Consider the following 12,545-nt stretch of genomic DNA (forward strand, 5'->3'; position numbering starts at 1 on the left):
TTGATCAAGCTTTATCGTTTTCGACAGGAAGCCGTATCGAGAATACGGTTCCTTCCCCGATCTGGCTCGAAACGCGGATGGTTCCGTCGTGCGCGTCCACGATGCTTTTGACGATCGCAAGGCCGAGCCCCGTACCGTTCGACGTTCCTCTGACCCTCGCCTTGTCCGCCTTATAAAACCGCTCGAAAACGTAAGGCAGATCCTCGCTCGGGATTCCTGCCCCTTCGTCTTCGATTTTGATGAGGAGTTCGGAAGCGGGGCCCGCCTCCGTCCTGTCGGCCACGATCCGGATCTGTCTGCCTCCCGGCGTGTGCCTGAACGCGTTGTCCAGCAAATTCGTGAGCACCTGCTCGAGTTTGTCTTCGTCCGCGGCCTCAAGCACCAGGTCAGAAGTTTTTTTATCGTAAATAAGCTCGATCCCGTTTTCTTTGGCCCGAACGGAGAATTTCCGGTACACGCGTTCGAGCATTTCGTTGACGTCCACCCTTCTGCGCTGGATGTCCGTATGCCCCGCTTCCATTCGGGCCAGATCGAGCAGATCCTTCACGAGACGGCCCATCCGCAGCGATTCGTCATGGATGACCTGGATCAGCTCCTGGCTTTCTTCAGGGGAAGCGGCCATGCCGTCCAGAAGCGCCTCGCTGTATCCCTGCATCATCGAAAGCGGCGTCCGGATTTCATGCGAAACGTTGGCCACGAAGTCCTGCCTCATTTTCTCCAGCTTCACTTTTTCCGTAATATCCCGCAGCACCGCCACTGCTCCGCGGATATCGTTCTCGGCATATAGCGGCGCCATATGCACCGACCATACCCCTTGTTTGACATGGACGTCGGCGCTGACGTCCGCGCTTTCCTTCAGCATGCGTTCGAACAGGTCGAGCAGCGGCTTCGGCACCTTTTCCTCCGCATTGCCTTCCAATTCGCCCTCCTGCTCCATATCCCAATCGATGTCCCTCCACTTCGGAATAAGCTTCTGGGCCGGCGGGTTCGTCAAAATGATGCGTCCCGACGTATCGATCGTAATCACGGCATCGCTCATGCTGCGCAGGACGCTCGCCAAATGTTCCTTCTCCTGATTCAGGTTGCGGATATTGTCCTCCAGCTCGGCCGCCATATGGTTAAACGTATTGGCCAGCTTGCCGATTTCGTCGCTGGTCACAATCGATAGGCGGGTACTGTATTCGCCTTTGCTGATGGCCTCCGTCGCGCTGATCAGCTTTTGCATCGGCTGCGTGATTTTGGTGAGCAGAAACAAGGCAAAAAACGTCGTCATCGAAAAACCGATGATGGCCGTGTACGTAAACAAACGTTTGATATCTCCGGAATTGTTCGAAAAATTCGTGTCGATGTACGGGAGCAGAAACAAGGCTAAAATGATGAGTATGCAGGCAACCAGGCAAATGATCGTCGCCCACAGTTTTCCGACCAGCGATGTCCAGAAGTTCACGTTACTTTGGCACCTCTAACTTGTAACCGACGCCCCATACGGTCGTAATCATCGCGGCGGATTCCGGGGATACCTTGTTCAGCTTTTCCCTCAATCGTTTCACGTGCGTGTCGACGGTGCGCAAATCGCCGAAAAACTCGTAATTCCACACATCCTTAAGCAGTTCTTCCCGCGAAAACACCTTGTCGGGCGATACCGCCAGATAATGCAGCAGCTCGTATTCCTTTGGCGTCAGGCTGACTTCATGCCCGCTTGCCGTCACCCGGTGCGCGTCATGCTCGATGACCAAATGAGGGAACACGATGTTGTTGCTGGAATTGCTGTCTTTGGACAAATACGCCGTTGCCGAAGCGCGCCGGAGAATCGCTTTCACCCGATAGATCACTTCCCTTGGGCTGAACGGCTTCACGACGTAATCGTCCGCCCCGACCTCGAACCCTTGCACGCGGTTGATTTCCTCCCCTTTGGCCGTCAGCATCAGGACCGGCGTGGATTTTAACTGTCGTAAACGGGAACAGACCTCCATGCCGTCCATCCCGGGAAGCATCAAATCAAGCAAAATAAGTCCGTAATCCTGATTGGCGGCTTTGCGGAGCGCGGTCTCCCCGTCTTCCGCCTCTTCCACCTCGTATCCTTCTTTCTCCAGATACATTTTCAACAGACGGCGAATCCGCTCTTCATCGTCCACTACCAGTATCCGATTTGCATGCTCTGACATTAGACAACAACCCCTTTTAGTTCAGGAATGGCGCAAAAAAAGGAACGGCCGAAGCCGGATTTGCAGCATCCCAAATTATGCGAAAAACATACCCTTATAGGGACAATTATAGCGAAAATCCGCTTCGACATCCAACTTTCAAATGAGGAAACGGATTTTCTTGCAACTGCGTTATTCGTTTTGGCGATATGCTCAATCCACGCCCGCGTAAGAGTGCAGGCCTGCAATGACGAGGTTGACCCCGACGAGCGTAAACATGACGACCAGGAAACCGATGACCGACAGCCAAGCGGATTTGCCGCCCTGCCAGCCGCGGGACAGTCTGAGATGCAGGTATGCGCTGTAGAACAGCCAGCATATGAGCGCCCATACTTCTTTCGGGTCCCAGCTCCAGAACGTTCCCCAGGCGATCTCAGCCCAAATCATCGCGAATATCAAGGCCCCCAGCGTAAATACCGGGAAGCCGATGGCGATGGCACGGTAACTGATTTCGTCCAGATCGTCCGGATCGATCCCTTCCATCATCGGCGACGCCGCCCGGCCAAGCGGCTTGCGCGCGATCAGGCGCAACACGGCGTACAAAATGATGCCGGTGATGAAGGACCAGATGATCGTATTGAATTTGCGTCCGGCGTTGACCCCGTTCATCCAGGACGGCGCGTTAAAGAGCGGCTTCGTCATGCCGAGGAACGGTTCGTAGCTGACGACTTTGCTTTGGTACGGTCCGACGATCGGCGGAAGCTTGTACGACACCGTTTGCGTGACCGTTTGCTCCGCACCGGGCTGTCCGGTTACCTTCGTTTGGGTAAACACGGATTCGTATCCGGCCGCACGGAAAATAAATACGGTCGCGATAAAGGAAATAACGAGAATGACGGAAAAAAATACGACCTCGACCCAGCGCTGCTGCCTTTTCGCTTTTTTATCCTTGCTTTTGAAATCGACGGTACGGATCAAATACATGAAGCCTGCCGCAAAACCGATGGCGAAGAAAGATTCGCCCGCCGCTGCCAGCGTGACGTGGATTTTCAGCCAGTACGATTGCAGCGAAGGAATCAGCGGCTGCACTTCCTGCGGGAATACGGCGGCGTATGCCATAATGATGATGGAAATCGGCACCGCAAACAGTCCAAGCAGCGTCTTTCGATAGATCAGGTAAACCACGGTAAACGCAAACATGACCATCATCGACAGGAAGGACATAAATTCGTACATGTTGCTGACCGGGATATGTCCCCCTCCGATCCAGCGCGTCACGAAAAAGATCAGATGAAAAATGAAGCCAAGCGCGGATCCGATGAAGGCGATTTTGCCCCACTTTTTCGAATGGGCGACCGGGTCCCGGTTGCTCCACCTGCGGCCCATCAGGGCGACAGCGAATAATATGAATGCCGCGCAGTAGAGGAAAAAGGCGACGACAAACATATTACTGCTGATAGATAACAAATCATTCATGCGTGTTTTCCTCCGTTATCCAGGGACTTTTCGTCCACGTCCAAATTCATTTTTTTCAAAATGGCCGAGATTTCGCGGCGAATGCCGAACCAGTTTTTGTTCGTATGCGCTCCGAGCGTCAGCACGCCGTCGTCGATCCGCAGCCAAATCCGGCGATGCTGCCAATAAAAGCCGAGCACGAGCCCGATCATCACGATGGCCGCGCCGACCCAGATAAACGGCATCACTTTGTCCACCCGGATGTTCAGGTACGTCGTCGACATGGAAAAGTCGACGTTTTCCATTCCCTTCACGTCAAGCATCAGCGGCGGCGTGCCGCCGTTCATCTTTTCGTTGATGGCGTCCTGCTGGAAGCGCTCTTTATCGATTTGCTTCGGGAAATAGATGTATTGCATGCCCGAAGCCGGCAAATTCGGCCCTTTGATCAAAAAGAGGAATGCAGGCGCGTTCGGATTCGGAGTTTTCGTTACGGGCCTTCCGTTTTCGTCCAGGCCGAAATCATTGTATTTCTCTTTCAGTTCCAGCGAATAATCGCCTGCGGTGTAATTCCGCTGCGGATTTTTGATGTCCAGCTTGAATTTGCCCAGCTCCTTGCCCGTTTTGGCATCGACGAGCGACGGGCTGACCGATCGCAGGACCGGCGTCAAATCGTAATCGAATTGATACGCCTTGAGCCCTTTGTAATCCAGCGGGTCGTTGACCTGAATGTCATGTTGGGCGACGGCTTCAAGCTTCGGCTCTTTGGTCGGGTCATCGCAATCCGCCGTGCAGTGGTAAAGCGTTGCTTTCGTGTTGAACAGTTTCGGGAGCACCTTTCCTTGATTGCGGAACTCCTCGGGCATGTCCTCCTCCGAATAAAACTCCACGGTAAACTTCTCATTTTTAAGATAATAAGAAGTGTTCGGAATATGTTTGATTTCCCCTTCGGGGAAGGCGATATGCTGGTCCATTTTCAGTCCGGGCAAACCGCGGGCCAACACGGCGAGCAGGAAGATGATCAAACCGATATGAATGACGTACGGCCCCCAGCGGCTGAAACGGTATTTTTCGGCCAAGAGAGCGTTTCCGTCGGTATGCACGCGATACCCCTTTTTCTTCATCGGAACCGCGGCCTGCTTGACCCATTCTTCCGCATCGCCTTCGATCTTGCCTTGATAAACGACGCGCTGCCGGGTCAGAAATTGCATATGCTTAAGTATTTGCTGCTTGCTCAGTGCTCTGTACAGCGGAAGGACGCGGTCCAGGCTGCAGATGACGAGCGAAGCGCCGATCATGACAAGCAGGAGGATGAACCACCAGGATTCATACGTATGCGTTAATCCAAGCTTGTAATAAATCAGCCCCCACGTGCCGTAGGTTTCTTTGTAGTATGTCGATGGATCGATGTTCAGGAACGTGTTTTCCTGCGGAAAAATCGTGCCCAGCATCGAACCCAGCAGGGTCAGGATGATCATGTAAACCGCGATTTTGACGGAGGCAAAAAAATTCCAGATCCGGTCGATGATATTCGGATTGGCTCGCTGCGAACGGCGGGCCATCCCGTCGTACCGCATTTCCAAAACTTCCTTCGAGTTTTGCTCCTCTTCGTCAAGCGGTTTGCCGCAGGATTCGCACAGCACGGTTCCGACCGGGTTCTGGTGGCCGCATTCGCATTTGGTGTTTTTAAAAGCGATGACTTTTTGCAACATTTTACGATTTCACCAGCTCTTCAATTTGTTTGTCGAGGGTGGCCAAATCCAGCTGTCCGAGATGGATCTTGTTGATCCTGCCGCTCTTGGACACAAAAAAAGTAGTAGGCAAAGGCGAAATGCCGTAACTGGCGATCGAATCCTTATCCGGGTCCAGCAGCACCGGAAAATCGACGTTGACGTTGTTTACGAAGTTTTCGACGGCCATTTTATCCTCTCCGGCATTGATTCCGACGACGACGACGCCTTTATCCTTCCACTTCTCCCACTGCGCCTGCAAAGCCGGCATTTCCTTTACGCAAGGCTCGCACCAGGTGCCCCAGAAATTCAGAACGATGGCCTTGCCTTTATATTCGTCCAGCGTATGGGTTTTGCCGTCCAGGCCAAGCAGCTGAAATCCGGGCGCTTTGCTGCCCTCGGTAGGTTTTCCGCCCGATCCCGACACTTGCGTCACGATCGCATAACCGCCCACGATCACGATCAACAGCAGGATAACGATCTGCATTAGCTTCTTTTTTGAATTACCCATGCCAAATGCTCCTTTACTATGACAAACGTCATGTTTTCCCTTCACAGGTTTGAACATCCTATGAACAATTATAGCGAAAACATGTCATATTTGCGGCGGACGGATTTGAATATTGTGTGTCCTTCCGAGCTATTTTTTTCTTTTCTTTCCGGTTTTAGCCATGTTTTTCAGGGCTTCGACCTCGTTGCTCGTCAGGTGGCGGTAAAGCCCCCGCTTCAGGTTGTCCAGCTGCAAATCGCCGAACGAAACGCGCTTCAAACGGATCACTTTATGGGAAATCGCGTCGAACATGCGCCGCACCTGACGGTTTCTTCCTTCGTGGATCGTAATCGTGATGACCGCTTCGTTTTTTTCGATGTCGATATCCTTATATTCGACTTCCGCGGGAGAAGTCATACCGTCCTCGAGCTGAATGCCGGCGCGCAGCTTGTCCAGGTCGGTCCCGTGCGGAATCCCTTCGACGGTCGCGAGATACGTTTTGGGCACATGGTGTTTCGGGTGCGTCAGCATATTCGCGAATTCGCCGTCGTTCGTCAGCAGAAGCAGCCCTTCCGTATCGTAATCGAGCCGGCCCACGGGATAAATCCGCTCTTTGATGCCCTTGATGTAATCCGTGACGATTTTGCGGCCCGCCGGGTCTTTCGCGCTTGTGATGACGCCTTTCGGTTTGTTCATCATGATGTAGATTTTCTTTTCGTTTCGGATCGGCTTGCCTTCCACCGTGATGATATCTTGTTCGGGGTCCGCCTTGGTTCCCAGCACGGTCACGGTTTCCCCGTTAACTTCCACCTTGCCGGCCAGAATCAGTTCCTCGCATTTGCGGCGGGAAGCGATGCCTGCCTGGGCTAAAATTTTCTGTAATCTTTCCATTGTCTTTTAGGTCACCTCAGAACTAATGATACCCGCGAGAAGGGTAAATCACAAGTTCATTCCAGGGAAATTCTTTCCCCGGGCAATCGGATGCATGCGGATAAAGGAAAAGGGGGGATATGTCATATTGCCTGGAGAGCTCCAAGATCAGCTTGCCGGCGATAAAAAGCTGCTGCTTTTCGGCAGTGCCGAGCAAATCGTAGCTGCGGTCAAAGCGGCCTTCCAGGCAAATATGGATGTGGGAAGGGTCCGTCAAAAAGGGGGCCGGCGTCACGGAACCGTCCGCCCCGATCCAGAAGTCATATCCGGATCCGTTGATGGACGCGCAGGAGGAATGATGGATGATAAAACCTTCGAACGCCATGATTTCACCTCAATCCCTGTACGATGTCAAGCGTGATACAGTATATGAGGCAACATTCATTGCGTGACGGGTCGAGGCTTGATCCGCGAACGGATCCGGTTAACCGAAGAAAAGCAGGCAGACGGCGATGGAAGCGATGAACCCGACGACATCCGAAAACAATCCGACTTTCAGCGAATATCTTCCGTTGCGGATGCCGACCGCCCCCATGTATACCGTCAATACGTACAGCGTCGTGTCCGTGCTGCCTTGGATGGTCGATGCCATTCTCCCGATCATCGAATCGGGACCGTAGACCGATATCAAATCGGTTGCGAATGCCAGCGAACCGGTGCCCGTCAAAGGGCGCAGCAGCCCCAACGGCAAAATTTCGCTCGGAACGCCCAGGCTTTTTAAAAACGGGCCGGTCCAGCCGACAAAAAAGTCCAATGCGCCGGACGCGCGAAATACGCTGATGGCCACCATCATGCCGACGAGGTTCGGAATGATCTGAATGGCGGTCTGAAAGCCGTCCTTCGCGCCGAGAACGAAGGATTCATATACGGGCACCTTTTTGACGAAAGCAAAGAGCGGTATGAAGGCGATCAGGGCCGGGATGGCCCATGCTGAAATGACGTTGATCAAAGCGGTCACGAGGCATCATCCTTTCGCATCCGGTGTGGCCGAAGGCGGCGGGCCCGAAGGGATTGGAGGTTTCGGCCCCCTTCTTAAAAATTTCCGCCGGTAATACCGGTCCGCCGCCACCGCCGCGAGCGTCGCCACGATGGTCGCGGCCAGCGTCGGTCCGACGATTTCGGTCGGATTCGCAGACTGGTAATTCATCCGAATCGCGATCAGAGTAGTCGGTATTAGTGTGATGCTGGCCGTATTGAGCGCAAGCAAGGTGCACATGGCCGGGCTTGCGGCCGTTTTGTCGGGATTCAGCGTTTGCAGCTCCTGCATCGCTTTAATCCCCATCGGCGTCGCGGCGTTGCCCAGTCCCAGCAGGTTTGCGCTCATGTTGGACAAGATATATCCCATGGCGGGATGGTTTTTGGGCACGTCGGGAAACAGAAACCGGACGATCGGGCTGAGCATCTTCGCGATTTTTTGGAGCAGCCCCGAATCCTCCGCCAGCCTCATCATCCCGAGCCAGAACACCAGCACGCTGATCAGGCCGAAACATACGGTGACCCCCGTTTTGGCGCCGTCGAACGCGGCCGAAGTGACCGTTTCGATATTCCCCTGGACGGCCGCAAAAACGAAGCCGATTAAAATAAGCGCCATCCAAATGACATTGATCATGGTATATCCTCTCCTCCCCCGCTTGCTTCAAAGCTCAGTCCCGCTGCAGGAACATCTGCCGGAACACCCGGGCCATGGCCTCGGACAACGTGGCGGGCCGCAAAGGCCCCAGCGTGTCGTTGACCGGATTTCTGGCATTCGGCTCGGGCAGCAAACTGCCTTTCTGGTACACCGGAACCGACCCGATCAGCTTGCCGTCAAGCACCATTCGGATTTCTCCGCGCAAACCGAAGCTCAAATCCGCCCTGCCTTCCTTTGCAGGCGAATGAAGCACCAGCTTTTTTTCCAAACGTTCCTGCTCCCCTTCGGCAAACGGATATTTGAACGTATTCGCCACAACTAGATCGTGCCCCTGAACGGATTCGCCTTTCTCCATTAATTGGGAGAGCGGAAAATATTTAAAGCCGTAATCCAGCATTTTGCCATGGTCATTCCAGTCGTCCCCGTCGTTCAGCGTTACCGCCACAAGCTGCTGGCCGTTCCGGGTGGCGGAGCTGACCAAACAACGGAACGCCTTTTTCGTATAACCGGTTTTGACCCCGTCGGCCCCTTCGTACAGGCGCAGCATTTTGTTTTTGTTGTCCCAGCGGTAATCCCACGATTCGTTCGGATTCGGCGCTTTTTTGACCTGCGTTTTGACGATGTTTTTGAACAGCGGGTTATGGAGCGCGTAAGCCGTCAGTTTGGCCATGTCGTTGGCGGAGGAGTAATGGCCGTCCGCGTCAAGCCCGCTCGGATTGGCAAAATGGGAATGCGTCAGACCGAGCTCCCTTGCCTTTTCGTTCATCAGGTGCACGAACCCTTCCTCCGAACCGCCGACATGTTCGGCAATCGCCGTCGCGGCGTCGTTCCCCGAACGCAGCATCAGGCCGTACAGCATATTTTCGAGGGTCATCTCCTCGCCCAGCTTCAGGTAAATCGAGGAGCCTTCTTTTCCGTAAGCTTTTTGGCTGACTTTCACCGGTTTGTTGAAGTCGCCGTGTTCGATGGCCACGATCGCCGTCATGATTTTGGTCAGGCTTGCGATCCGCAATTCGTCGTCGCCGTGGCTGGAATAGAGCAGCCGCCCGGAGGTGACGTCCATCAGAGCCGCCGCCTGGGCGTGGGTGTATAACCCGGGAACCTTATTCGCTGAGCCTTCCGCCGCAACGGGGAAGCAATATGCCAAAAATATCGCGGCCGCGGCGATCCAGCGGGTGATCGATTTGATCCTCATCGTTTATTCCTCCGGATTCTTGAAAATCTTGTACAAGTATATGCTTGTCTTTCAAAGCGTATGCCATCAAGCCTTCTTCATCCGAAAAAGGCGGTTCTCAAAAAAATCCCCTTCGGGTGCGAAGGGGATCATGCTCTGGTTTAATAAAAAGTCGGCGGTTCGTTTACCATTTGCTGCCGGGCGTTTACGCCTGCAGTCGCGGCATTCCCCGTTTGGAACATGGCTTGAAGCTTTTCCACCATCATCGGCGCGGAGTCGATGATTTTCTCGAAGATATGCGTTTGGTTGTCCAGCGGCACGATGTTGACCCCTTCTTTGCCGACGACGAGAAACGCGATCGGGCGGATGGAGACGCCGCCGCCGCTGCCGCCGCCGAATGGCATCGAGGACTTCAGATCTGCTTGGCCATGCTCGCCGACTTTGCCTGCATACTCGCCGTTAAAATCGCTGCCCCCCGCAGCGAATCCAAAGCCGACGCGGCTGATCGGAAGGATGACGCTGCCGTCCGGCGTCTGCACGGGGTCGCCTACGATGGTATTAACGTCGACCATGCCTTTGATGTTTTCCATGGCGGTTTGCATAAGGCCTTGAATCGGATGATCGGACATGTTCTGCTTCCTCCTTCATGAAACTAAATAAGGTCACTTCAATCCTTAGTTTGCCCACAATCATTTCGAGTATGTAGGAGCATGAACCCGCACAGCCAAGCTATACGCTTGGAACCTTTTGGTTGTTGGCCTTCATTTGGCGGTACAAGCGGAACCATCGCTTTAGCCCGCCTTTCACCTGCAGAATCCGCGACATCAAAATAAACGACGCATACATCGCATAACCGAACGAAAGCCTGGACACGCAATAAAATTCGGTCGAAAAGGACATCTCGTCGCTAAATTCGGGAATGACGTGCAAATGCGGATGGCTTTTCATGCGAACCTGAAAGGAAAGCCATCCGACCAGCGTCGTTTTGATGCTCCAAAGCACGCCGCTGGCAACGGCCGTCCACTCGGCTTCCCCCGTCGAAAAACGGGTCGACCAGTTGAGTTCATGCACCCGGACATGGGCAAAGGTGTGCCGCAGCCATTTTTTGAGGGAAGCGGTCGATTCCAATAAAATGTGCACTTCCTTGGACCACAGTTCGATTTGGCGTTTATTGAGCCGCACATGGGCGGAGTCTCCCGATTTCCGGCTCAGGTTGTTTTGTTTTTCAAGTTTGAGCAGGAAGCCCTTTTTCATGTTGTCGAATTTCAGCTTCGGCATTTCGTAATGGAACCGGACCATGCCGAAAAGCATCCGGATATCGACTTCGGCGCGGTCATCGCTTCCTTCTTTTTTGTACCTGACGGTACACGTGATGTTCGACATTGCGGCAGCAATGATCAGGATGACGATGACGGCTATGACAACGAGCGCAATCCACACGATGGAGCCCCCCAGATCTGAGCATCTTTTCTTCGGACATAGTATTGTCTACACGTCTGGAAAAGATTCGGTTCATTTGCTTTCCGGGGGGTGCATCCTATGCCATGAATACGGCCAGGTCAGCGATTTGGTAGCCCTGCGGCGCCTCCGCGACGCTCTTGACGATCAGTCGCAGGGCTTTTGCCCCCTTGACGATCGGGAATTTCGCTTTGTAAACGAGATGCCCGCTTCCAGAAGCAGGCTCCTTCAGGGCGGAGCGTTGATCCGCTACTTGAATCCACCCGTCCAAACCGTTCGCGGACACTTCGACTGCCCACTCGCAATGGCATTGGGAAGCAAGGTCGAAACGTACCGTATTAAATGATTTCGGCTCCATCCAATCCAAATAATACATGTGCGGCGCAGGGATGCCCGGCTTGCTCAAGACGCAGGTATCCGGATTTCCGTCATTCAGCGCGCAAATATGCGATTTTGCTTCATACAAATCTCCCCATACGATATCCGTCCCGCTCCCGGCCACCGCCGAGCGCGCCAGATTTTCGCCTTCCTGCGCCGTTTCCGCCGGGAATAGCTCCATCGGCATCCCTTCCCTTTTGTAGACGCGGAAATAATCGACGGCGAATTCCTTCGGATAAGGCACTGCAGGATCGAGTTCGCCGACCCATCCACCGTCGGATTCGTTGATCTGCAGCAGCGTGACCATCGGGTAGTCCGGAGACTGGTTCGTCTGCCATATTTTTTGGTTATCCAAATAAAAAGCCATGCCGTTTTCGTCCCATTCGAAGCCGTAAACGTGGAACCCGCCGGACAAATCGGTTTCGGCACGGTAAGGCTGATGCTCGTATTTTAATTTAGGATCGCGCAGCGCGTGCAAGGTCGAGTTCATGACATGCGTATCTTTGCCGAGCACTTCGAAAATGTCCACTTCGGCGTTTTGTTGCAGCTGGTTTTCGAAGCCGATCATCCACCAGGCCGAATTGATTCCGCTGCCTTTCGCGACTTTGGCCCGCAGCTCGAAATAACCGTATTGCGTCACCAGATTCATGGCAGGCCTTACGTGCCTGCGCAGCTCCAGTTGGTCCCAGAAACGGTGAAGCCCGTCCCGCATGCCGGTGGCCACGGCCGAGATCCTTTTTTGGGCGTCTGGCAGCTGCAGCACGAGACAGGAATCCCTGAGCTCGTAAGCTGCCTCATTTTCTCCTGGCCCGTACCAATGCGCCAGCCCGTAAGGTAAAAACTTGCTTTCATCGAGTGCCGTTCCTTCGAATTCTTCCTGGAAAACCAGCTGCCATCCTTCCTTTTGCGGCGGATTTGCCGGGAAGCCGGGCGCGTGCGGGTTGCTGTTCATTTCAATTTCCTCCTTATAAATCGTTCTTCAAAATCGTTAGGTATACCGGCTGGCTCAAGACAGCCGCTTTACGAACGTTTTTTCAATTATGCGCAGTATGCGTTTTCATTGTAATATGGATGACCCCTAAGCGAAATGTCAATTTTCTTACTTGGTTTTCGTTTTATTGACTTGTTTGGGCATAAGGAAAATAAAAAACCGCCGGAA

General features: G+C 53.6%; 13 protein-coding genes. All 13 read right to left on the minus strand.

Annotation, left to right across the window (positions count from 1 at the left end; genetic code table 11):
* Window positions 1–4: 4 nt before the first annotated feature.
* The gene (locus AC27KL_RS05345) at window positions 5–1,447 is read right to left on the minus strand and encodes a HAMP domain-containing sensor histidine kinase (protein WP_487169082.1); all 1,443 of its coding nucleotides are present in this window, start codon (window positions 1,445–1,447) and stop codon (window positions 5–7) included.
* Window position 1,448: 1 nt separating this feature from the next.
* Entirely contained in the window at window positions 1,449–2,165 is a 717-nt protein-coding gene (locus AC27KL_RS05350; protein WP_036709948.1) for a response regulator transcription factor, read from the minus strand.
* 192 nt (window positions 2,166–2,357) lie between these two features.
* The gene (gene ccsA, locus AC27KL_RS05355; protein ID WP_212946858.1) at window positions 2,358–3,620 is read right to left on the minus strand and encodes a cytochrome c biogenesis protein CcsA; all 1,263 of its coding nucleotides are present in this window, start codon (window positions 3,618–3,620) and stop codon (window positions 2,358–2,360) included.
* The gene (gene resB, locus AC27KL_RS05360) at window positions 3,617–5,308 is read right to left on the minus strand and encodes a cytochrome c biogenesis protein ResB (RefSeq protein ID WP_487169083.1); all 1,692 of its coding nucleotides are present in this window, start codon (window positions 5,306–5,308) and stop codon (window positions 3,617–3,619) included. Before resB ends, ccsA begins: the two co-directional genes overlap by 4 nt.
* A gap of 1 nt (window position 5,309) precedes the next feature.
* Complete coding sequence (resA, locus tag AC27KL_RS05365; protein WP_339324291.1) at window positions 5,310–5,837, minus strand: thiol-disulfide oxidoreductase ResA; 528 nt, start codon at window positions 5,835–5,837, stop codon at window positions 5,310–5,312.
* Window positions 5,838–5,966: 129 nt separating this feature from the next.
* A complete protein-coding gene (locus tag AC27KL_RS05370; RefSeq protein ID WP_036709935.1) occupies window positions 5,967–6,707 on the minus strand; it encodes a pseudouridine synthase in 741 nt (246 codons plus the stop codon).
* A gap of 22 nt (window positions 6,708–6,729) precedes the next feature.
* Window positions 6,730–7,071 (minus strand): N-acetylmuramoyl-L-alanine amidase, encoded by a 342-nt coding sequence (locus tag AC27KL_RS05375; RefSeq protein WP_487169084.1) that lies wholly within the window; start codon window positions 7,069–7,071, stop codon window positions 6,730–6,732.
* A 99-nt stretch (window positions 7,072–7,170) separates the two neighbouring features.
* A complete protein-coding gene (locus AC27KL_RS05380; protein WP_339324289.1) occupies window positions 7,171–7,704 on the minus strand; it encodes a spore maturation protein in 534 nt (177 codons plus the stop codon).
* Between the two features lie 6 nt (window positions 7,705–7,710).
* On the minus strand, window positions 7,711–8,355 hold the full coding sequence (locus tag AC27KL_RS05385; protein ID WP_487169085.1) for a nucleoside recognition domain-containing protein: 645 nt from the start codon (window positions 8,353–8,355) through the stop codon (window positions 7,711–7,713).
* A gap of 34 nt (window positions 8,356–8,389) precedes the next feature.
* Window positions 8,390–9,571: a D-alanyl-D-alanine carboxypeptidase family protein gene (locus tag AC27KL_RS05390; protein ID WP_487169086.1), complete on the minus strand. Its 1,182-nt coding sequence runs from the start codon at window positions 9,569–9,571 to the stop codon at window positions 8,390–8,392.
* 140 nt (window positions 9,572–9,711) lie between these two features.
* Window positions 9,712–10,179 carry a GerW family sporulation protein gene (gene ytfJ / locus AC27KL_RS05395; RefSeq protein WP_487169087.1) on the minus strand — a complete coding sequence of 156 codons (468 nt, stop codon included), beginning with the start codon at window positions 10,177–10,179 and terminating at the stop codon, window positions 9,712–9,714.
* 100 nt (window positions 10,180–10,279) lie between these two features.
* The gene (locus AC27KL_RS05400) at window positions 10,280–10,990 is read right to left on the minus strand and encodes a DUF2953 domain-containing protein (protein ID WP_339324285.1); all 711 of its coding nucleotides are present in this window, start codon (window positions 10,988–10,990) and stop codon (window positions 10,280–10,282) included.
* A gap of 97 nt (window positions 10,991–11,087) precedes the next feature.
* Complete coding sequence (locus AC27KL_RS05405) at window positions 11,088–12,338, minus strand: glycoside hydrolase family 16 protein (RefSeq protein ID WP_487169088.1); 1,251 nt, start codon at window positions 12,336–12,338, stop codon at window positions 11,088–11,090.
* Between the last annotated feature and the right edge of the window lie 207 nt (window positions 12,339–12,545).

The sequence above is a fragment of the Paenibacillus sp. YAE3 genome (assembly GCF_057546105.1).